General features: G+C 74.1%; 19 protein-coding genes. 12 read left to right on the forward strand and 7 right to left on the reverse strand.

Annotated elements, in window-relative coordinates; all coding sequences use genetic code 11:
- Window positions 1-26 precede the first annotated feature (26 nt).
- From iolC to EDF38_RS01760, 9 genes are all read left to right on the forward strand, one after another.
- On the forward strand, window positions 27-1,001 hold the full coding sequence (gene iolC / locus EDF38_RS01720; protein WP_123353674.1) for a 5-dehydro-2-deoxygluconokinase: 975 nt from the start codon (window positions 27-29) through the stop codon (window positions 999-1,001).
- The gene (locus tag EDF38_RS01725) at window positions 994-1,941 is read left to right on the forward strand and encodes a class I fructose-bisphosphate aldolase (protein WP_233572124.1); all 948 of its coding nucleotides are present in this window, start codon (window positions 994-996) and stop codon (window positions 1,939-1,941) included. The genes iolC and EDF38_RS01725 overlap by 8 nt, the downstream gene beginning before the upstream one ends.
- A gap of 36 nt (window positions 1,942-1,977) precedes the next feature.
- A complete protein-coding gene (locus EDF38_RS01730; RefSeq protein WP_123353675.1) occupies window positions 1,978-3,519 on the forward strand; it encodes a CoA-acylating methylmalonate-semialdehyde dehydrogenase in 1,542 nt (513 codons plus the stop codon).
- A gap of 73 nt (window positions 3,520-3,592) precedes the next feature.
- Window positions 3,593-4,540 carry a 5-deoxy-glucuronate isomerase gene (gene iolB, locus EDF38_RS01735; RefSeq protein ID WP_123353676.1) on the forward strand — a complete coding sequence of 316 codons (948 nt, stop codon included), beginning with the start codon at window positions 3,593-3,595 and terminating at the stop codon, window positions 4,538-4,540.
- Window positions 4,537-6,435 (forward strand): 3D-(3,5/4)-trihydroxycyclohexane-1,2-dione acylhydrolase (decyclizing), encoded by a 1,899-nt coding sequence (iolD, locus tag EDF38_RS01740; protein WP_123353677.1) that lies wholly within the window; start codon window positions 4,537-4,539, stop codon window positions 6,433-6,435. Before iolB ends, iolD begins: the two co-directional genes overlap by 4 nt.
- A 61-nt stretch (window positions 6,436-6,496) precedes the next feature.
- A complete protein-coding gene (locus EDF38_RS01745) occupies window positions 6,497-7,468 on the forward strand; it encodes a sugar phosphate isomerase/epimerase (protein ID WP_123353678.1) in 972 nt (323 codons plus the stop codon).
- Window positions 7,469-7,521: 53 nt separating this feature from the next.
- The gene (locus EDF38_RS01750) at window positions 7,522-8,601 is read left to right on the forward strand and encodes a Gfo/Idh/MocA family protein (protein ID WP_123354950.1); all 1,080 of its coding nucleotides are present in this window, start codon (window positions 7,522-7,524) and stop codon (window positions 8,599-8,601) included.
- A 5-nt stretch (window positions 8,602-8,606) separates the two neighbouring features.
- Window positions 8,607-9,485, forward strand: coding sequence for a sugar phosphate isomerase/epimerase family protein (locus EDF38_RS01755; protein WP_123354951.1), 879 nt, complete (start codon window positions 8,607-8,609; stop codon window positions 9,483-9,485).
- A gap of 134 nt (window positions 9,486-9,619) precedes the next feature.
- Window positions 9,620-10,036, forward strand: coding sequence for a tautomerase family protein (locus tag EDF38_RS01760; protein WP_123353679.1), 417 nt, complete (start codon window positions 9,620-9,622; stop codon window positions 10,034-10,036).
- A 71-nt stretch (window positions 10,037-10,107) separates the two neighbouring features.
- Here the strand turns inward: EDF38_RS01760 and EDF38_RS01765 are convergent, their stop codons facing one another.
- The 7 genes from EDF38_RS01765 to EDF38_RS01795 all read right to left on the reverse strand — a co-directional run bounded on the left by EDF38_RS01765 (window position 10,108) and on the right by EDF38_RS01795 (window position 16,961).
- Complete coding sequence (locus tag EDF38_RS01765) at window positions 10,108-10,863, reverse strand: GntR family transcriptional regulator (RefSeq protein ID WP_123353680.1); 756 nt, start codon at window positions 10,861-10,863, stop codon at window positions 10,108-10,110.
- A 101-nt stretch (window positions 10,864-10,964) separates the two neighbouring features.
- On the reverse strand, window positions 10,965-12,425 hold the full coding sequence (locus tag EDF38_RS01770) for an AMP-binding protein (RefSeq protein ID WP_123353681.1): 1,461 nt from the start codon (window positions 12,423-12,425) through the stop codon (window positions 10,965-10,967).
- On the reverse strand, window positions 12,382-13,530 hold the full coding sequence (locus EDF38_RS01775; protein WP_123353682.1) for an MSMEG_0565 family glycosyltransferase: 1,149 nt from the start codon (window positions 13,528-13,530) through the stop codon (window positions 12,382-12,384). Before EDF38_RS01775 ends, EDF38_RS01770 begins: the two co-directional genes overlap by 44 nt.
- Window positions 13,530-14,393 carry a carbon-nitrogen hydrolase family protein gene (locus tag EDF38_RS01780; protein WP_123353683.1) on the reverse strand — a complete coding sequence of 288 codons (864 nt, stop codon included), beginning with the start codon at window positions 14,391-14,393 and terminating at the stop codon, window positions 13,530-13,532. The genes EDF38_RS01775 and EDF38_RS01780 overlap by 1 nt, the downstream gene beginning before the upstream one ends.
- Window positions 14,394-14,402: 9 nt before the next feature.
- A complete protein-coding gene (locus EDF38_RS01785; RefSeq protein ID WP_233572125.1) occupies window positions 14,403-15,692 on the reverse strand; it encodes an MSMEG_0569 family flavin-dependent oxidoreductase in 1,290 nt (429 codons plus the stop codon).
- Window positions 15,689-16,069 (reverse strand): MSMEG_0570 family nitrogen starvation response protein, encoded by a 381-nt coding sequence (locus EDF38_RS01790; protein ID WP_233572326.1) that lies wholly within the window; start codon window positions 16,067-16,069, stop codon window positions 15,689-15,691. Before EDF38_RS01790 ends, EDF38_RS01785 begins: the two co-directional genes overlap by 4 nt.
- A 1-nt stretch (window position 16,070) precedes the next feature.
- Entirely contained in the window at window positions 16,071-16,961 is an 891-nt protein-coding gene (locus tag EDF38_RS01795; RefSeq protein WP_123353685.1) for a carbon-nitrogen hydrolase family protein, read from the reverse strand.
- Between the two features lie 271 nt (window positions 16,962-17,232).
- Here EDF38_RS01795 and EDF38_RS01800 point away from each other — a divergent pair, with 271 nt between their 5' ends.
- The 3 genes from EDF38_RS01800 to EDF38_RS01810 are packed head-to-tail and all read left to right on the forward strand — an operon-like array spanning window position 17,233 to window position 20,458.
- Window positions 17,233-17,769: an MSMEG_0572/Sll0783 family nitrogen starvation response protein gene (locus EDF38_RS01800; protein ID WP_123354953.1), complete on the forward strand. Its 537-nt coding sequence runs from the start codon at window positions 17,233-17,235 to the stop codon at window positions 17,767-17,769.
- Window positions 17,770-17,781: 12 nt separating this feature from the next.
- A complete protein-coding gene (locus EDF38_RS01805) occupies window positions 17,782-18,927 on the forward strand; it encodes an MSMEG_0568 family radical SAM protein (RefSeq protein ID WP_233572126.1) in 1,146 nt (381 codons plus the stop codon).
- Window position 18,928: 1 nt separating this feature from the next.
- Window positions 18,929-20,458: an MSMEG_0567/sll0787 family protein gene (locus EDF38_RS01810; RefSeq protein WP_233572131.1), complete on the forward strand. Its 1,530-nt coding sequence runs from the start codon at window positions 18,929-18,931 to the stop codon at window positions 20,456-20,458.
- The last annotated feature ends 18 nt before the right edge of the window (window positions 20,459-20,476 follow it).

Raw genomic sequence — 20,476 nt, forward strand, 5'->3', positions numbered from 1 at the left:
CGAGCCCCGGAGAGGACCACCCCGCCATGACTCCCGACGACACCGCGACCACGACCCCCTACGACGTCCTCACCGTCGGCCGGGTCGGCGTCGACATCTACCCGCAGCAGGCCGGCGTGCCGCTCGAGCAGGTCGAGACCTTCAGCAAGTCGGTCGGCGGCAGCGCGACGAACGTCGCCATCGCCGCCGCCCGCCACGGCCGCTGCTCGGCCGTGCTCACCCGCACCGGCGACGACCCCTTCGGCCGGTACGTCGTGCAGGAGCTCGATCGGCTCGGCGTCTCCACCCGCCTCATCTCGACCGTCGACGGACTCAGCACGCCCGTCACGTTCTGCGAGATCTTCCCGCCCGACGACTTCCCGCTGTACTTCTACCGCAAGCCCAAGGCGCCCGACCTCATGATCACCGCGGCGCAGCTCGACCTCGCCGCGATCGCGCAGGCCGGCGTGTTCTGGGCGACCGTCACCGGCCTCAGCGAGGAGCCCAGCCGCCAGGCCCACCACGTCGCCTGGCAGGCCCGGGCCCGCCGACCGCTGACGATCCTCGACCTCGACTACCGCCCCATGTTCTGGAGCAGCCCCGAGGTCGCGCACCGCGAGGTCGCCCGCGCCCTCGAGCACGTCACGGTCGCCGTCGGCAACCGGGAGGAGTGCGAGGTCGCCGTCGGCGAGACCGAGCCCGACCGGGCCGCCGACGCCCTGCTCGAGCGCGGCGTCGAGCTCGCGATCGTGAAGCAGGGCCCCAAGGGCGTGCTCGCCAAGACCCGCGACGAGCGCGTCGAGGTGCCCGCCCACCTCGTCGAGGTCATCAACGGCCTCGGCTCCGGCGACGGCTTCGGCGGCGCGCTCTGCCACGGCCTGCTCGAGGGCTGGTCGCTCGACCGCACCCTCCGCTTCGCCAACGCGGCCGGCGGCATCGTCGCCACCCGCTTCGAGTGCTCCACCGCCATGCCGACGACCATCGAGGTCGAGGCCGTCCTGAAGGAGGCGCTCCATGCCTGAGCAGGCCACCCCCGTCACGCTCGACCACGCCACCGCCGCCGCGGTCAGCCCCGGCCGGTTCGACCGTCTCCGCGAGATCCGGGCCGCCGAGCCGCACCGGGTCGCCGAGGTGCTCGCCTCTCGCACCCGTCGCCTGCCCGTCGAGGGCGACGGCCGCCTCTTCATCGTCGCCGCCGACCACCCGGCCCGCGGCGCCCTCGGGGTCCGCTCCGAGCGCATGGCCATGGCCGACCGCCACGACCTCCTCCGCCGCCTCGTGGTGGCGCTCGGTCGACCGGGCGTCGACGGCGTGCTCGGCACGCCCGACATCATCGACGACCTCGCCCTCCTCGGCGCCCTCGACGGCAAGGTCGTCGTCGGCAGCATGAACCGCGGCGGCCTGCAGGGCGCCTCGTTCGAGCTCGACGACCGCTTCACCGCCTACTCGGCGCGGTCGATCGTCGACTCCCGCCTCGACTTCGCCAAGCTGCTCGTGCGCATCGGCCTCGGCGACCCGGGCACGGCCGCGACCCTCGAGGCGACCGCACGGGCGGTGACCGAGTCGGCCGCCCTGCGCCTCCCGATCATGCTCGAGCCGTTCATGAGCGAGCGACGTGACGGACGCATCGTCAACGACCTCAGCCCCGAGGCGGTCATCACCTCGGTGGCGATCTCGTCCGGGCTGGGCGAGTCGTCGGCCTACAGCTGGCTCAAGCTGCCCGTCGTCGACGAGATGGAGCGGGTGATGGCGTCGACGACGCTGCCCACGCTGCTGCTCGGCGGCGACCCGGCGGGCCACCCCGACGAGACCTACGCCCGGTGGGCCGACGCGCTCGCCCTGCCCGGCGTCCGCGGCCTCGTCGTCGGGCGCACCCTGCTCTACCCGAGCGACGGCGACGTCGCCTCCGCCGTCGACGTGGCCGCCGGCCTCGTGCACGTCGGCGAGCCCGCCCGGCGCTGACCGCGCCTCCCGCCCGAGAACCAGAACGGACCTGCCATGACCACCACCACCCCCTCCGCCTCGCCCGGCACCGCCGCCGGCGTCGACGGCCTGCCCCTCGTCGCCCACTGGATCGACAACGCCGAGGTGCCCGGCGCGAGCGGACGCACCGCCCCGGTGTTCGACCCCGCCCTCGGCGTCGAGACGAAACGTGTCTCGCTCGCCGACCAGTCCGAGATCGACGCGGCCGTCGCCTCGGCCGCCCGGGCCTTCCCCGCCTGGCGCGACCTGTCGATCACGAAGCGGCAGCAGATCATGTTCCGCTTCCGCGAGCTGCTGAACGAGCGCAAGGGCGAGCTGGCCGAGATCCTCACGGCCGAGCACGGCAAGGTGCTCAGCGACGCGCTCGGCGAGATCACCCGCGGCCTCGAGGTCGTCGAGCTCGCGACCGGGTTCCCGCACCTGGTGAAGGGCGAGTTCTCGCAGCAGGTCTCGACCGGGGTCGACGTCTACTCGACGAAGGCGCCCCTCGGCGTCGTCGGCGTCATCAGCCCCTTCAACTTCCCCGCGATGGTCCCGATGTGGTTCTTCCCCATCGCGATCGCGGTCGGCAACACGGTCGTCCTCAAGCCCAGCGAGAAGGACCCGTCCAGCGCGATGTTCCTCGCCCGCCTCTTCGCCGAGGCCGGCCTGCCCGAGGGCGTCTTCAACGTCCTCCACGGCGACAAGGAGGCCGTCGACGGCCTGCTCACCCACCCCAAGGTGAAGAGCATCTCGTTCGTCGGGTCCACCCCGATCGCGCAGTACATCTACGAGACCGCCGCCAAGCACGGCAAGCGCGTCCAGGCGCTCGGCGGCGCCAAGAACCACATGCTCGTACTGCCCGACGCCGACCTCGACCTCGTCGCCGACAGCGCCATCAACGCCGGCTTCGGATCGGCCGGCGAGCGCTGCATGGCCATCAGTGTCGTCGTCGCGGTCGAGCCCGTCGCCGACGAGCTGATCGAGAAGATCACGGCGCGCATGTCGGGCCTCACCGTCGGCGACGGGCGGCGCAGCTGCGACATGGGCCCGCTCGTCACCGAGCAGCACCGCGACAAGGTCGCGAGCTACATCGACATCGCCCTCGAGGACGGCGCCGACGTCGTCGTCGACGGCCGCGGAGTCGAGGTCGACGGCGAGGCCGACGGCTTCTGGCTCGGGCCCACCCTGATCGACAAGGTGCCGCTCACGAGCCGCGTCTACACCGAGGAGATCTTCGGCCCGGTGCTCTCGGTCGTCCGCGTCGCCTCGTACGAGGAGGGCGTGGCTCTCATCAACGCCGGCGCGTTCGGCAACGGCACCGCGATCTTCACCAACGACGGAGGCGCGGCCCGGCGCTTCCAGGCCGAGATCGAGGTCGGCATGATCGGCATCAACGTGCCGATCCCCGTGCCGGTGGCGTACTACTCGTTCGGCGGCTTCAAGGACAGCATCTTCGGGTCGGACAAGGCCTACGGCCTGCAGGGCTTCGAGTTCTTCACCCGCGAGAAGGCGATCACGTCGCGCTGGCTCGACCCGAGCCACGGCGGCGTCGACCTGGGGTTCCCCCAGAACTGACCGACGGGCGGATCCGTCCCCAGGCTGCACCCCGCGACCCCCGGCCGTGGCACTCGATGATGAGGTAGGCGACATGAACGACGACCCCCGCTGGTTCTTCCCGCACGGCGACCTGGCCCGCGACGGCTGGCAGGCCGTGGCCGACGACCGGCTCGACGGCTGGCAGCACACGGGACTGCGCGTCGGCGACCTCGCCGGCGGCGTCGAGCTGCGCCTCCCGCCGCGCCAGGTCGAGTGCATGGTGGTGCCGCTCTCGGGCGACGTCGTCGTCGAGTGGAGCGACGCCCGGGGCGGCTCGGGCACCGTCGAGCTCGCAGGCCGGGCGTCCGTGTTCGACGGCCCCGCCGACGTCGTCTACCTGGGGGTGCAGACCGGGGCCCGTCTCACCGGCACGGGCCGGGTGGCCGTCGCCGAGGCCCCCGCCGACCAGGTGCTCGACCTGCAGGTGCTGCGTCGCGACGAGGTGCCCGTCGAGATCCGCGGAGCGGGCCGGTCGACGCGCCAGGTGCACAACTTCGGCACCCCGGAGGGCCTGCACGCGCAGAAGCTGATCGTCTGCGAGGTCGTCACCCCGGCCGAGAACTGGTCGTCGTACCCGCCGCACAAGCACGACGAGCAGGTGCCCGGGGCCGAGTCGCGCCTGGAGGAGATCTACCTGTTCGAATCCGCGGTCTCGCGCGGGCTCGAGGCCCCCGACGGGGCCGACCCGTTCGGCATGTTCGCGACGTACGGCTCCTCCGCCGGGGAGATCGCCATCGACCGGCGAGTGCGCACCGGCGACGTCGCGCTCGTGCCCTTCGGGTACCACGGCCCCGCGGTCGCGGCGCCGGGCTACGACCTCTGGTACCTCAACGTCATGGCCGGCCCCGACCCCGAGCGGGTCTGGGCGATCACCGACGACCCCGCCCACGCCTGGGTGCGCTCGACCTGGGGGGCCCAGCAGCCCGACCCACGCCTGCCCTACCGGCCGGCCGACACCACGACCTCCCACCCCACCGCCCCGAGAGGAGCACGTCGATGACGACGACGCGACTGACCGTCGGCCAGGCCCTGGTCACCTTCCTGGCCAACCAGCACACGGTCGACGGCGACGTGCGCGAGCGCACGATCCCCGGCATGTTCGGCATCTTCGGCCACGGCAACGTCGCCGGCGTCGGCCAAGCCCTCAAGCAGGCCCACGTCGACAGCCCAGGCCTCATGCCGTACCTGCAGGCGCGCAACGAGCAGGCCATGGTGCACGAGGCCGTCGGCTTCGCGCGCATGCACCGGCGCCGCGCCACGTACGCGTGCACCGCCTCCGTCGGCCCCGGCGCCGCCAACATGCTCACGGGGGCAGCGCTCGCGACGACGAACCGCCTGCCCGTGCTGCTGCTGCCGAGCGACACCTTCGCCACCCGCGTCAGCGACCCCGTGCTGCAGCAGGTCGAGATGCCGCACGACACGTCGCTGCAGGTGACCGACGCCTTCCGGCCCCTGTCGCGGTTCTTCGACCGCGTCGACCGGCCCGAGCAGCTCTTCTCGATCGCGCTCGCCGCGATGCGCGTGCTCACCGACCCCGCCGAGACCGGCGCCGTGACGATCGCCCTGCCCGAGGACGTGCAGGCCGAGCAGCTCGACGTGCCGCTCGAGTTCCTCCGCCCGCGCGAGTGGCACGTGCGGCGCCCGGTGCCCGAGCGCGGTCCCCTCGACCGCGCCGTCGCGGCGATCCGCGCCGCGAGGCGCCCCCTCGTGGTCGCGGGCGGGGGAGTGCTCTACTCCGGCGCCGAGCAGCAGCTCGACGCGTTCGCGCGCGACACCGGCATCCCCGTGGGCACCACCCAGGCGGGCGGCGGATCGCTCGTCTGGGACCACCCGCAGAGCCTCGGCGGCATCGGTGCCACGGGCACGACGGCCGCGAACCGGATCGCCGCCGAGGCCGACCTCGTCATCGGCGTCGGCACCCGGTACAGCGACTTCACGACCGCGTCGCGCACGGCCTTCCAGGCGTCCGACGTGCAGTTCGTCAACGTCAACGTCGCCTCCTTCGACGCCTACAAGCACGGGTCGCAGCTGCCGGTCGTGGCCGACGCCCGCGAGGCGCTCGACGCCCTGCGGGCCGCCCTCGGCGACCACCGGGTCGACGCGGCCCACGCCGACCGCGTCGCCGCGGAGAAGGCCGCGTGGGACGACCTCGTCGACGAGGCCCTCCTGCCGACCGGCAGCGCCCTGCCCGGGCAGCCCGAGATCATCGGCGCCGTGCAGGCCGCGAGCGACCCGACCGACGTCGTGGTCCAGGCCGCGGGCTCGCTGCCGGGCGACCTGCACAAGCTCTGGCGGGTGCGCGACGCCCTCGGGTACCACGTCGAGTACGCCTTCTCGTGCATGGGCTACGAGATCGCGGGCGGCCTCGGCGTCGCGCGCGGGGCGCCCGACCGCGACGTGATCGTCATGGTCGGCGACGGCTCGTACCTCATGCTGCACACCGAGCTCGTGACGGCGGTCGCCGAGGGCGTCAAGATCATCGTCGTGCTGATCCAGAACCACGGCTACGCGTCGATCGGGCACCTCTCCGAGACCGTCGGGTCGGAGCGCTTCGGCACGCTGTACCGGCGCCTCGACCCCGAGACCCTCGACTTCGAGGGCGGCGACGTCCTGCCCGTCGACCTCGCGATGAACGCCCGCAGCTACGGCGTCGACGTCATCGAGGTCGAGCCCGGGCCGTCGGCCGTCGCCGACCTGTCGGCGGCCGTGACCGCGGCGAAGGCCTCGCCGACGACGACGCTGATCCACGTGAACAGCGACCCGGTCGTCTACGCACCCGACGGCGAGGGCTGGTGGGACGTCCCGGTGGCCCAGGTCTCGACGCTGCCGAGCACGCAGGCGGCCCGCGACGACTACCTGCGGCAGCAGGCCGCGCAGCGCCCCCTGCTCGGCTGACCCGGCCGCGCCCCCCTCCACCGTCATCGACACCCCCACCGTCCCGAGAGGCACCGACGCCATGACCGACACCGTCACCGACCCCGACGCCACCCCCACGAGCCCCGCCGGCGGCTCCTCAACGAACCCCGGCCTGCGCATCGGCACGGCCCCCGACTCGTGGGGCGTCTGGTTCCCCGAGCACCCGAGCCAGGTGCCCTGGCCGCGGTTCCTCGACGAGGTGCAGCAGGCCGGCTACCACTGGATCGAGCTCGGCCCCTACGGCTACCTGCCGACCGACCCGGCCCAGCTCGCCGACGAGCTCGCCGCCCGCGACCTCCGGCTCTCGGCCGGCACCGTCTTCACCGGCTTCCACAAGGGCGAGGGCCAGTGGCAGCGCGCCTGGGACCAGGCGCTCGCCGTCGCCGGGCTCTCGTCGGCGCTCGGTGCCGAGCACCTCGTCGTCATCCCCGACCTCTGGCGCAGCGACGCGACGAGCGAGGTGCTCGAGCCCCGCACCCTCACCGACGAGCAGTGGTCGGCGCTCGGCGCCGGGCACGACCAGCTCGGCAAGGCCCTCCTCGAGGAGTTCGGGGTGAAGCAGCAGTTCCACACCCACGCCGACAGCCACGTGGGCACCTACCACGAGACCGAGCGGTTCCTCGCCGAGACCGACCCGCGCTACGCGAACCTGTGCCTCGACACCGGCCACTTCGCCTACTACGGCGGCGACTGCCTCCGCCTCGTCGACCAGCACCCTGGCCGCATCGGGTACCTGCACCTCAAGCAGGTCGACTCCGACCTGCGCTTCACCGTGCTGAAGAACGACGTGCCGTTCGGCGACGCGGTCGCGCAGGGCGTGATGGTCGAGCCGCCGTCGGGCGTGCCCGAGCTGGCGCCGATCATCGAGGCGGTCAGCGACCTCGACCCCGACATCTTCGCGATCGTCGAGCAGGACATGTTCCCGGTCGAGTCGATCGACCTCCCCCTCGGCATCGCGACGCGCACCCGCGAGCACATCGTCGGCTGCTCGCACCGCGCGCGCCTGCGCTGAGCCGACGCCGACCCCACCGCCACCCCACCCTCCCGAGGAGAACCACCGTGAGCATCCCCACCACCGGACCCCTGCGCGTCGCCGTCGTCGGCGCCGGCATGATGGGCGCCGACCACGTCCGCCGCATCACCTCGACCATCAGCGGCGCCGAGGTCGTCGTCGTCGTCGACCCCGACGGCGACCGGGCCTCGGCCGCCGCCGCGACGGCGCCCGGCGCGGTCACCGCCGCCAGCTTCGAGGAGGCGCTCGACGCGGTCGAGATCGACGCGGTGATCATCGCGACGCCGGGCTTCCTCCACGAGGCCGTGCTCCTGCCCGCCCTCGAGCGTGGCCTCGCGATCCTCTGCGAGAAGCCCCTGACCACCGACGAGGCCGCGTCGCTGCGCGTGCTCGAGGCCGAGCAGCGGCTCGACCGGCCTCACGTCCAGGTCGGCTTCATGCGGCGCTTCGACCAGGGGTACCTCGACCTGCGTGCCCTCGTCGAGTCGGGCGAGCAGGGTGCGCTGCTCGCGCTGCACTGCGCCCACCGCAACGCGACGACCCCGCCGAACTACTCGGAGGAGATGCTCATCCTCGACTCGGTCATCCACGAGATCGACGTCGTGCCCTTCCTCGTCGGCGAGCCGATCGTCGCGGTCGAGGTGAAGAAGCCGCGCCGCAACTCGCTGGCGCCCGCGGGCCTGCCCGAACCGCAGATCGTCATCCTCGAGACGACGTCGGGCACGATGGCGATCGTCGAGATCAACGTCAACGTCCAGTTCGGCTACCAGGTGACGACCGACGCCGTCTTCGAGAGCGGCGTCGCGTCGATCGGGCGCGAGACCGGGCCCCTGCTGACGACCGCGGGCCGCACGGGCCAGCCCGTCCCGCCCAGCTTCAAGGAGCGCTTCGCCGCCGCCTACGACACCCAGGTGCAGCGGTGGGTCGACGCCGCACGCCGCGGCACGATCGACGGACCGAGCGCCTGGGACGGCTACCTCGCGAGCGTCGTCGCGACCGCCGGGGTCGAGGCGCAGGCGTCGGGGCGTCGGGTAGAGGTCGAGTACGCGATGGCCAAGCCGGCCTTCTACGAGCTGGGGGCGGGCGCCTCGGCGGGCCGCGCCTCCTCGTCGCCCTCCGTGGTGGGGGCCTGACGATGGTGAAGATCGCCCTCGACCCGACGCCGCTGCACCACAGCCACTCGCTGCTCGAGCTGCCCGCGGCCGTGCACGCGCTCGGCTACGACCACCTGCAGCTGACCCCGCACCGCGACATGATCCCGTTCTTCCGGCACCCGAAGGCGGACGACGACCTCGTCGACGCCTTCGCTGCCGCGTGCCGCGACGCCGGGGTGCAGATCGCGTCGGTGCTGCCGGTGCTGCGCTGGTCGGGCCCCGACGAGGAGGCGCGGCGTGCGGCGGTCAAGCACTGGAAGCGCGTCATCGAGATCACCCTGCGTCTCGGCGTGGGCGTGATCAACACCGAGTTCAGCGGCCGGCCGGAGCTCCAGGAGGAGTCGGAGCGGCAGTTCTACTGGTCGATGGAGGAACTGCTGCCGATCATCGAGCGCGAGGGGCTGCAGGTGCTGATCGACCCGCACCCCGACGACTTCGTCGAGGACGGGCTCGAGGCGCTCCGGGTGATCCGCGGCCTCAACTCGCCGAACGTCGGGCTGGCGTACGTGGCCTGCCACACGTTCCACTACGGCGGGAACACGGCCGAGATCATGGCCGCCGCGGGCCACCGGCTCGGGCTCGTCCACGTCGCCGACACCTTCGACCACCGCCGCTCGCACGGGCTGCGCTACATCACGAACCCGCCCGGCAGCGCCGCGCGCGTGCACCAGCACCTCAAGATCGGCGACGGGGACGTCGACTGGGACGCCTTCTTCGGCGGGCTGGGTCGGCTGGGCTTCCTCGACCGCGACGACGCCGTGGTCGTGTCGAGCGTCTTCGCCGAGGACGAGGCGGTCGACGAGGTCAGCCGGTACCAGCTCGAGCAGATCCGGGCGCGCATCGCCGCCGCGCCCCGCGACTGAGCCTCCCGCCACACCCGACCTCCCGCCACGCCCGACCTCCCGCCACGCCCGACCTCCCGCACAGCACCCGCACGTACCGTGACCCGGCGCGGGCTCGACCTCGCCCGCCGCCCCACCTGGAAGGACCCACCACCATGCCCCTCGTCCGCATCGACCTCCTGCCCGGCCGCACGCCGGAGCAGGTCACCGCGATCGCCGACGCGATCCACGAGGCGATCGTCGACTCGTACGGCATCCCGCCGCGCGACCGCTTCCAGGTGGTCAGCGAGCTGCCCGCCGGCCGGATCATCGCCCAGGACGCCGGGCTCGGCTTCGAGCGCAGCGACGGCGTCGTGATGATCCAGGTCTTCACGCAGCGCGGGCGCACCGACGAGGCCAAGCAGGCGCTCTACGCCCGCATCGCCTCCGGTCTCGCCGAGGTCGGCGTCGCCGGGGAGGACGTCTTCATCGGGTACGTCGAGAACGGCCCGCAGGACTGGTCGTTCGGCTTCGGCGCGGCCCAGTACGTGACGGGCGAGCTGTCGGTGCCCGGGGCGTCGTCGGGCGACTGACCCGGTCGGGGCGGCGGAGGCCCGGCGACCGCCGCCCGGCGACCGCCGCCCGGCGACCGCCGCCCGGCGGCCTACTTGTCGACGAGCGTGATCGAGAACGAGTAGAGGTCGGGTCGATAGCAGTGCGTCCCGACCTCGACGGCGCGGCCGGAGGCGTCGTACGCGGTGCGCGTCATGGTCAGCAGCGGGCCGCCCGCCTCGATCTCGAGCAGGTCGGCCTCGTCGTCGTGGGCCGCCCGGGCCCCGATCCGCTGCTTCGCCACCCGCATCGTGACCCCCTGGCCGCGCAGCAGCTGGTAGAGGCCCGAGGCCGCGAGGTCGTCGGTCGCGAACTGCGCCAGGTCGACCGGCAGGTAGTTCTCGAGCACCGCCACCGGCACGTCGTCGGCGAGGCGCAGCCGCCGGATGTGGTCGACGGGCGAGCCCGGCTCGATGCCGAGGGCCTCGGCCGTCTTCTCGTCGGCGTCCACGACCTCCCGCAGGAGGAGGCGCGTGGTCGGCGCCTGCCCGCTCTCCGCGAGGTCCTCGAACAGGCTGGTCAGCTCGACGTTGCGGGTCACGGGACCGTGGACGACCTGCGTGCCGATGCCGCGCCTCCGGACCACGAGGCCCTTGTCGACGAGCTCCTGGATGGCGCGGCGGATGGTCGGCCGCGAGAGGCCGAGGCGCTCGCCGAGGCCGATCTCGTTCTCGAGGCGGGAGCCGGCCGGCAGCCGACCGCTCGTGATCTCGTTCTCGAGCCGGCTCGAGACCTGGTACCAGAGGGGCACGGGGCCGGTGCGGTCGAGGTCGGCGAAGAGATCGGCGGGGAGCGCGCTGACGGTCATGGTGCCCTTCGATCGCTCGGCTGTCGTGATGTCCCGACAAGGATACGAGATGCCAGCGCCGAGCGGGCGGCGGGCGACCGACTCGGCCGGCGCTCCCCGCGTCAGGGCGCGGGGAGGCGCGCCGCGCGCGCCGCCCAGGCGCGCCGGCTCGTCTTGCCCGCGTCGTCCCGCACGGGCTCGTGCACGAGGCGCACGGCCGCCGGTCGGCGGGCGGGGTCGAGCCGGGCCCGGGCCCAGGCGAGCACCTCCGCCGCGGTCACCACGGCCCCCGCGACGTCGACCACGGCCTCGATCCGCTGGCCCAGGTCGTCGTCGGCGACGCCGAACGCGACGGCTCCCCGGACGGCGGGGTGCGCCTCCAGCACGCGCTCGACCTCGGCCGGGTGCACGTTGACGCCTCCGCGCAGCACCACGTCGTCGGCGCGGTCGACGAGGTGCAGCCAGCCGTCGGCGTCGAGCCGCCCGAGGTCGCCGAGGGTGTCCCAGCCGTCGTCGGTCCGGGCCGACCGGCCGCCGAGGTAGCGGTAGGTCGGACCGCCCTCGCGTCGCAGCCAGACGTGGCCGACCTCGCCCGGGGGCAGGTCGACGCCGTCGGCCGAGCGCACCGCGACGGTCGTGCCGCGGGTCGCCCGCCCGACGCTGCCGGGGTGCTCGAGCCACTCGTCGCCGCGGATCGTCAGCACGCCGTTCGACTCCGTGCCCGCGTAGGCCTCGACCACGCGGTGCGCGCCGACCCACTCGAGGAAGCGGCGCTTGACCTCGGGCGCGCACGGTGCCCCGAGGTGCAGCACGGTCTCGAGCGACGACAGGTCGGCGGCGGCCCGGTCGGCCTCGGGCAGCCGCAGCAGGCGGTGCATCATCGTCGGCACGAGGAGGGCCCAGGTCACCCGGTGCTCGGCGATCGCCCGCAGCACCCGGCGCTCGTCGAACCGGGGCAGCAGCACCAGCTCGTGCCCCGTCAGCAGGCCGCGGAACGCATAGGTGAAGGTCGCCGAGTGCGTCAGCGGCCCCGCGACGAGCTGCACCTGGCCGCGCGGCAGGAACGACGTGACCGCCACCGTCGGGTCGATGAGCGCGGGGGCGGCCGCCAGCACGACCTTCGGGCGGCCGGTCGACCCCGACGACGTGGGAGCCTTCCAGCTCGCGGCCCACGCGTCAGGCATCGGCGGGGCGTCGGGCGCGGCGGGGCCGGGCGCCCAGCCGGCCGGCACCCACGGCACCGAGGCGGAGGCCGACGGCGCCCCGACCACGAGCGCCGGCCGCGCCAGCGCCTCGACCTCGGCCCGCTCGTCGGAGTCGAGCCCGGGCGAGACCGGCTGCGGCGTCGCCCCGCACCGCCAGATCGCCACGCAGGCGACGATCGTCTCGACCGTGTTCGGCAGGGTCACCGTCACCAGCGAGTCCTGCCCGACGCCGAGGTCGCGGTAGCCCCGCGCCAGGGCCCAGGAGGCGCGGTCCAGCTCCGAGGCCGTCAGCGTCCCGGCGTCGTCGCGCGCGACCACGCGGCCCGGGTCGGCCTCAGCGAGACCCGTGACGACTCGGGAGAAGGACTGCCTCGCCATGGTCGCCCACCTCCCCGACGGCCGCGTAGAACTCCTCGTGGAGGAGCGCCACGTCGTCCCACGAGTGCGACGCCGCGAGGGCGCGCCCGGCACCGGCGGCCGGGCCGTCGCCGTCGAGGGCCGCGAGCAGCGCCTCCGCGACGGTCGGCGGGTCGGAGGCGTAGGCGACGGTCGCGCCGAGCACCTCCCGCAGCACGGGCAGGTCGCGGGCCACCACGGGCACGCCCGCGGCGAGGGCCTCCATGGCGGCGAGCCCGAAGCCCTCCTTGGTCGAGACGAACGCCAGGGCTCCCGCGGCGGCCACCAGCGCGGGCAGCTCGTCGTCGTCGACCACGCCGAGCACGACCGGGTCGAGCCCGAGCTCGGCGACGCGGGCGTCGACCTCGGCCCGGTAGGCGCGGTAGTCGAAGAGTGTCTCGCCGCCGCCGAAGACGAGGCGCACGTCGGGCCGCCGACGCCGCAGCAGGGCGAACGCCTCGACCAGGTCGAGGCTGCCCTTGCGCGGCTCGATGCCGCCGAGGGCGAGCACGTAGGGGCCGAGCCGGTCGTGCCACCGGGCGCGCGCGGCGTCGCCCGCGGGCCCGGCCGCCGCGGCGAAGCGGGCGGCGTCGACCCCGTTCGGCACGACCGTCGGGGTGAGGCCCCAGCCGCTCTCGACCTCGGCGGCGACCGCGGCCGAGACGCAGAGGCGCGCGATCGGTCGGCGGACCGCCTCGTCGTGGCAGCGCACGAGCTCGGGCGTCGTGAACTCGTCGAGGTGGTGGACGGTCCGGAGGCACGGCCCGACCGCGTTCGCGGAGATGCAGTCCTGGGCGTGGACGACGTCGTACGCCTCGACGTCGCGCGCCGCCGCGAAGGCCTCGCCCATCGTCTCGATCGACCGGCGGATCCGGTCGCCGACCGACTCGTCGTCGCGCGCCTCGAACGGCACCACGCGGATCGACACGGCCGGGTCGACGCGGCGGAAGAAGGCCTGGTCGCCGCCCCGGCCGAGGGTCCAGACCGTGACGTCGTGACCGCGCCGGGCCAGTGCCTCGGAGAGCGCCAGCGTGTGCACGACGCCGCCGCGGGGCTTCGTCGAGTAGGTGACCTGGGCGACGCGCATCAGCGGCCGCCGTCCGCGTAGGCGGCGGGCACCCGCTGCCGCAGGTGGTCGAGCGTGCGGCGGGCCCGCGCGACGTCGGCCGTGACGTCGGCGGTCGCCACGGCGAGTCCGCCCTTCGCCCAGGTCTTCGCGACGATCTCGCCCGCCGGGTCGACGACCTTCGCCTGCCCGAGGAACCGCAGCCCGCCCAGCACGCCGGTCTGGTTCGACGAGACGAGCCAGAGCTGGTTCTCGGCGGCCCGGGCGCAGTCGTAGAGGTCGAACAGGTGGGCCTGCCGGTCGGTGCGCAGCCGGTCGGAGCGGTCGGTCACGCTGGCCGGCCACGCGCTCAGGCAGACGAGCAGCTCGGCGCCGTCGAGCGCCAGGGTGCGCGACGACTCGGGGAACGTCTTGTCGAAGTCGATCATCAGGCCGAGGCGGCCGACCGGGCTGTCGACCGGGGCGAACGTCGTGCCGGCGCGGTACGCCTCCGACTCGCCGAGGGGCAGGTGCACCTTGCGGTGCGACCCGAGCACGCGACCGCCCTGCACGCAGACGGCACTGTTGTACCGCACCTCCTCGCCGCCGTCGAGGGCGCGCTCGGTGACGCCGAAGCAGATCGTCATGTCGCCGGCGAGGTCGGCGACGGCCTGCACCTCGGGGCCGTCGATCTCGACGGCGGGCGGGAGGCCCTCGGCGCCGGCCGCCAGGGACCCCGGGTGGACCAGGTCGAGCAGGTAGCCGCCCACGGTGGCGTCGGGCAGCACGAGCAGGTCGACCCCGCGGGCGCGGGCCTGCTCGACCATGCCCGGCAGCTTCGCGAGCGTGCGGGCGACGTCGCGGCCGAAGTGGGCGGCGACGGCCCCCATCGTGATCTCGGCCATGGCGTCAGGCTAGCCCGCGGCCACGGGCTCCTCCGCGAGCGGGGACCGGCCCGCCCGTGCCGCGATGCCGTCGGCGAGGTGCGCGGCGTCGCGCGCGATCGCCTCGAACCGCCCCGAGCCCCAGGTGTGCAGCCACGGCAGCCCGAGGAAGTGCAGCCCGGGCGTCGTCGTCGAGCCGCGCTGGTGGGTGGGGTGCCCGGCGCCGTCGAAGACGCCGACCTGCACCCACGAGTAGTCGGAGCGGAACCCGGCCGACCAGACGACGCTCGTGATGCCCGCCTCGCGGAGGTCGAGGCTCGTCGTCTCGGTCTCCGGCCGCCAGACCGGGACGTAGGGCGGCTCGACGGGCGCGTCGACGCCCGTGCGCTCGATGTGGCGGTCGATGTCGGCCTTGATCGACTCCATCACCGAGTCGGCGTGGTCCAGCGAGGCCTCGGCGGTGGGGCTGAAGGTCAGGGCCGTGCCCTCGGCGCCGGTGAGGCGGCCGAGGAGCTGCATGCCCTCCAGGGCGAACGTCCGCAGGTCGATGTCGCGTCCGCCGTCGCGTCCGGTCATGTAGTGGTTCGTCGACTCGCGCTTGGTCAGGCCGCCGACCTGGGCCTGGACGGGGATGTCGTAGACGCCCATGTCGCTCAGCCAGGCGATGCAGTCGCGGCCGCGGTACCGACGCGCGCAGCGCGGGGCCGACCCGAGCGCGAGGTGCACGCGGCGGCCGGCGAGGTGGAGGTCCTCGGCGATCTGCGCGCCCGACTGGCCCGAGCCGACGACGAGCACGCCGCCCTCGGGCAGGGCTCGTGGCGACCGGTAGTCGGCCGAGTGCACCTGCACGACGTCGTCCGAGACCCGGGCGGCGACGGCCGGCAGCACGGGCCGATGGTAGCCGCCGGTGGCGACGACGACCTGGTCGGCGACGACCGTGCCCTGGTCGGTCACGACCTCGAAGCCGCCCCCGGCCCCCTCGCGGAGGCGCGTGACGAGCACGCCCTCGACGACCGGGGCGTCGAACGACGCGGCGTAGCGGCCGATCCACGCGTGCACCTCGTCGCGGCGCATGAAGCCGTCGGGGTCGTCGCCGTCGTAGGCGAAGCCGGGCAGCACGCACTGCCAGTTCGGGGTGACGAGCGTGAACGCGTCCCACCGCCGGTCGAGCCAGTCGTGGCCGATCGTGTCGCGCTCGAGCACGACGTGGTCGACGCCCTGCCGCGTCAGGTGCCAGCTGATCGAGAGACCGGCCTGCCCGGCGCCGACGACCGCGACCTCCACGTGCGTGCCGTCGACCACGCGGCGCGGGGCGGTCACGAGGCCGCCCCCGGTCCCGACGCAGCCGACACCGACGCAGCCGGCACCACGGAGGCCTGCACCGACGAGGACGCCGGAGGCGCGGCCGCGGTCGCGGGGACCGGCAGCGGCGGGTGCATCTCGACGACGCGGACCGCGCCTCCGGCGTGCCTCGCGGCCGCGGCGACGATGTCGGCCTCCTGCTGCAGCGCCGAGGTGCAGGCGAAGCCGTAGGCGGCGGCGACGCGCTCGCCGGCGAGGCGCAGGGCGGTCGTCGAGCGCTCGACGAACTCGGCGAGCGGGTACTCGGCGCCCGTGACGAGGTGGTCGTGCACCACGAGGCTGGGCGAGTAGCAGCTCGTCTCGGTGCCGTCGGGCCAGCGCACCCGGAAGGTCATCTCAGGCACGGGCGAGGCTCCTCTCGGACGCGGCCTCGGCCTCGCCGGTGCGGTAGACGTCGGGCCGACGGTCGCGCAGGTGGAACATGCCGCCGCGCATCGCCCGGAAGGTGCCCTCGACGTCGATCTCGGCGATGGCGAGGCCCGCCTCGAGCAGCGTGGTGGCGAGCACGACCCCGCCCGGGTCGACGACCTTGGCGTTGCCGACGTACCGCAGCGAGCCGAAGGAGCCCGCCTGGTTCGAGGCGATCCAGAACACCTGGTTGTCGAGGGCGCGGGCCATGTCGAGCAGGTTGAAGCGGTAGGTCCAGCGGTCGTCCTGCAGGTCGTCGGCGGTGGCCGTCCGGGCGACGGGCCAGGCCGACATGCTGACGATGATCTCGGCGCCGTCCATCGCGAGCGACCGGGCCGCCTCGGGGAAGGCCTTGTCGTAGCAGATCTGCAGCCCGACGCGGCCGACGGGGGTGTCGAACGCCTCGTAGACGTCGCCCGCCGAGTACGACATCGCCTCGCCGAGCGGCTGGTGCACCTTGCGGTACGAGCCGTAGACCCGCGAGCCGTCGAGGCAGACCGCGGCGTTGTACCGGGTCTCGCCGTCGTCGGCGAGCTCGCAGAACCCGATGCAGACGACCATGTCGCCCACGATCTGCTGCACCCGGCGGATCTCGGGACCGTCGAGGGAGACGGCCGGGGGCAGCGAGCGGGTCGTCGTGCGGAGGGTGTCGCCGTGGTTGCCGAGCGACGAGAGGTAGCCGCCGATGGCGGCCTCGGGGAAGGCGAGCAGCTGCACGCCCGCGGCCCTCGCCTCGCCGACCAGGGTCTCGATGAGCTCGTAGTTCTGGTCGAGGTCTCGGGTGAAGTTCGCCGAGACGGCGGCGACGGTCGTCGACATCGTGTCTCCTCGTGGTCGGTGGGGGCGGGGCGCAGGGACCTGCGGTGCGTCCATCAGACGACAGGAGGTGTTTCCGATTGGTTACAGCCGGAATAAGAACTCGCGTCGGCGGTCGGGGGCGCAGTAGAGAGGCACGATCCGCGGCGCCGAAACAAAACGGCGAATCCTCGTAATCCGCCTGCAACACGGCGGTCGAAGACTCGTGCCAGATCGACCGGCAGCGCAGCCCGGCCGCATGCGCATCGTCCCGACCCCGCAAGGAGCCCGCACCATGAGCGACAACGACATCGACTTCGACCAGCAGGTCCTCGACAACATCGAGATCTCCCGCGCCGAGATCCCGCACCCCTCGCTGCCGAAGGGGAGCGACATCTACGGCTCGACGAAGATCTTCCCCGACTACACCGCCACGAAGGAGGAGCACTACTTCCAGCTCGTGCACGGCATCGCGCACGAGTCGTCGGTGAGCTTCGTCGCCGTGCTGCAGGCCACGCGGGCACTCCGCAAGGGCTTCACGAGCGTGCTCTACTTCTACGGCCCCGGCTCGATGAACTGCATCGCCAACCGCGGCTTCCCGACCACCGGCGCCGACGGCTTCCCGGGCGAGAACAACATCAACAACGCCCTCGAGACGTTCATCGCCGAGGGCGGGACGGTGTTCTGCTGCCGCTTCGGCCTGGCCCTGCACGGCAACCGCGAGGAGGACCTCATCGCGGGGGTCATCCCCTGCCACCCGCTCGACGTGCAGGACGCCGTGATCCACTACGCCCGCAAGGGCGCCATCATCAACAGCACCTACATGGTCTGAGCCGGTGAGCGCGTGACGATCACGAACGAGCCGCAGGCGCCCGCGCGCGGCCTCGCCGGCATCTCGAACGGGGGCGCGGCCCCGTCCGCGCGGACGCCCGCCGACCTGCTGTCGACCCGCGTCGACGTCGCCATCCGCGGCATCCGCGTCGCCGCGCCGGTCCACCGAGAAGGAGGCGCGGGGCCGAGCGACGACGGACACGTCCTGTTCCAGGGACTCCAGACCGCGGTCCCGCAGAGCCAGGACAGCCCGTACCTCGTCGACGACGGCAGGCTGCTGCTCGACGGCGAGGACACCGGCATCGAGGTCTCGGCCGTCGACCGGCCGCGCTTCTACGACCTGGCGACGGCCGACGGCGTGCCCTACGAGCAGATCGCGCGCCTCCACGGGGCGAAGGTGCTGGCGACGACCGTCGTCCAGACCTGCGTCCGGTACGACGTCGCCGAGCGCTGCCGCTTCTGCTCGATCGAGGAGTCGCTCAACGCCGGCGCGACCGTCGCCGTCAAGACGCCGTCGATGATCGCCGAGGTGGCCGAGGCCGCCTGGCGCCTGGACGGCGTCGAGCAGATGGTGATGACGACCGGCACGTCGAACGGCCGCGACCGCGGCGCCACCCACCTGGCGCGCTGCGTCCGGGCGATCAAGGCGGTCGTGCCCGGGCTCGAGATCCAGGTGCAGTGCGAGCCGCCGGGCGACCTCGCGACGATCACCGACCTGTACGAGGCGGGGGCGCGCTCGATCGGCATCCACGTCGAGTCCACGGACGACGACGTGCGGCGCCGCTGGATGCCGGGCAAGTCGCGCGTGTCGATGGACGAGTACCGGGCCGCGTGGCGCGAGGCCGTCCGCGTCTTCGGCCGCAACCAGGTGTCGACGTACCTGCTCGTCGGCCTCGGCGAGGACCCGGACGAGATGGTCGCCGGCGCCCAGGAGCTCATCGACATGGGCGTCTACCCGTTCATCGTGCCGTTCCGCCCGCTGCGGGGCACGCTGGCGACCGACGTCGACCACGTGCCTGCGCCGCACGGCTCGGTGCTGCACGACATCACGGCCCGCGTCTCGGAGGCCCTCGTCGCCGCCGGCATGAAGGGGACCGACCAGAAGGCAGGATGCGCGGCGTGCGGCGCCTGCTCCGCGCTGCAGACGGCGGGGGGCTGAGGTGGCGCTGCTCGACGTGCCGGCGCTGATGGGCCCCCGGGTGGTCGCGGGGGCGCCCGGCGGCCTCGTCGTCGCGGTGCCCTCGGGTGCGGTGCCCGCGGGTGCGCCGCCCGCCGGCGCGGTGCTCGTCGGCGTGGCCGAGGGAGCTGAGATCGACGCCTACCGACGGCTGCGGCAGGCCGCCTTCGTCGACGAGCAGGGCCTGTTCGCCCGCACCGACCGCGACGACCTCGACGACGACCCGCGCACGGTCGTCCTCGTCGCCCGGGTCGGCACCGCGGTCGTCGGAGGGGTGCGGCTCGCGCCCGTGGGCGAGCGCGACATCGGCTGGTGGACGGGGTCGCGGCTGGTCGTCGCCCCCGCGGCGCGGACGGCGGGCGGTGCCGGTGGCGCTGCCGGGGCCGACGCGGCCGTCGGCGTCGGGACGGCCCTCGTGCGGGCCGCCGCGGCGCTCGCCGAGCAGCTCGGGGTGATCCGGTTCGACGCGACCGTGCAGGCGCGGTCGGCGGTGCTCTTCCGGCGGCTCGGGTGGCAGCAGACCGGCACCGCGGTCGTCGGCGGGGTCGACCACGTGCGCATGCGCTGGCCGGTCGACCGGTACCAGCGACTCGTCGACGCGACGAAGGCCGTGCTCGAGGCCGTCCTCGAGCCGCACACCGCCTGGGCCGACTCGCCCGCGGGCTCGCTCGGCGGGCCCGGCTGGGTCGGCGACGACGGGGCGCCGGTGCCCGGCACCGACCTGGTCGCGGCGTGCGACGCCATCCTGCCGTCGATGGTCGAGCGCGACCCGGAGTGGGCCGGCTGGTGCGGCGTGCTCGTCAACGTCAACGACCTCAGCGCGATGGGCGCGACCCCGGTCGGCCTGCTCGACGCGGTCGCCGGTCGCGACGCCGCCTCGGTGCGCCGCGTGCTCTCGGGGGTGAGGCGGGGAGCCGAGGCGTGGGGCGTGCCCCTGCTCGGCGGCCACACGCAGGTCGGCGTGCCGGCGGCGCTCAGCGTCACGGCGCTCGGCCGCACGAGCAGCCCGGTGCCGGGCGGCGGCGGTCGGTACGGCGACGCGCTCAGCCTCACGGTCGACGTGAGCGGCTCGTGGCGCGAGGGCCACCACGGCACGCAGTGGAACTCGACGGAGGGGCGCCGCTCGGACGAGCTCCGCGACCTCGCGGGCACGGTCGCCCGCGCGCGGCCGGCCGCCGCGAAGGACGTCAGCATGGCCGGCGTCGTCGGCACGGTGGGCATGCTCGCCGAGGCGAGCGGCTACGGCGCCGTCGTCGACGTCGCCTCGGTGCCCCGGCCCGGAGGCGCGGGGCGAGCCGGCGCGGACGTCACGACGGGCGACTGGCTGGGCTGCTTCCCGGGGTTCGGCATGGTCACGGCCGACCGGCCGGGCGACTCGCGCATGCACTCCCCGTACGCCGTGACGGCCGAGGTCGGTGGGCTCACCCTCGAGCGCGGCGTGCTGCTGCGCTGGCCGGACGGGGCGACGACGCGGGCCGTCGGCGGCGGCGTGACGGGGCTCGGGCCGGCGTGACCGAGCGCGGTCGGGCAG

Source organism: Frigoribacterium sp. PhB160, assembly GCF_003751785.1.
Classification (GTDB): domain Bacteria; phylum Actinomycetota; class Actinomycetes; order Actinomycetales; family Microbacteriaceae; genus Frigoribacterium.

Bases quoted from the DNA above. Each gene is read 5' to 3' on its own strand.
- EDF38_RS01795 (WP_123353685.1), bottom strand. From the start codon at position 16,961: ATGTCGACGACCGTCGCCGCCGTCTCGGCGAACTTCACCCGAGACCTC.
- EDF38_RS01780 (WP_123353683.1), bottom strand. From the start codon at position 14,393: ATGGCCGAGATCACGATGGGGGCCGTCGCCGCCCACTTCGGCCGCGAC.
- EDF38_RS01745 (WP_123353678.1), top strand. From the start codon at position 6,497: ATGACCGACACCGTCACCGACCCCGACGCCACCCCCACGAGCCCCGCC.
- EDF38_RS01760 (WP_123353679.1), top strand. From the start codon at position 9,620: ATGCCCCTCGTCCGCATCGACCTCCTGCCCGGCCGCACGCCGGAGCAG.
- EDF38_RS01790 (WP_233572326.1), bottom strand. From the start codon at position 16,069: ATGACCTTCCGGGTGCGCTGGCCCGACGGCACCGAGACGAGCTGCTAC.
- EDF38_RS01725 (WP_233572124.1), top strand. From the start codon at position 994: ATGCCTGAGCAGGCCACCCCCGTCACGCTCGACCACGCCACCGCCGCC.
- iolB (WP_123353676.1), top strand. From the start codon at position 3,593: ATGAACGACGACCCCCGCTGGTTCTTCCCGCACGGCGACCTGGCCCGC.
- EDF38_RS01800 (WP_123354953.1), top strand. From the start codon at position 17,233: ATGAGCGACAACGACATCGACTTCGACCAGCAGGTCCTCGACAACATC.
- EDF38_RS01775 (WP_123353682.1), bottom strand. From the start codon at position 13,530: ATGCGCGTCGCCCAGGTCACCTACTCGACGAAGCCCCGCGGCGGCGTC.
- EDF38_RS01765 (WP_123353680.1), bottom strand. From the start codon at position 10,863: ATGACCGTCAGCGCGCTCCCCGCCGATCTCTTCGCCGACCTCGACCGC.
- iolD (WP_123353677.1), top strand. From the start codon at position 4,537: ATGACGACGACGCGACTGACCGTCGGCCAGGCCCTGGTCACCTTCCTG.
- EDF38_RS01770 (WP_123353681.1), bottom strand. From the start codon at position 12,425: ATGGCGAGGCAGTCCTTCTCCCGAGTCGTCACGGGTCTCGCTGAGGCC.
- iolC (WP_123353674.1), top strand. From the start codon at position 27: ATGACTCCCGACGACACCGCGACCACGACCCCCTACGACGTCCTCACC.
- EDF38_RS01730 (WP_123353675.1), top strand. From the start codon at position 1,978: ATGACCACCACCACCCCCTCCGCCTCGCCCGGCACCGCCGCCGGCGTC.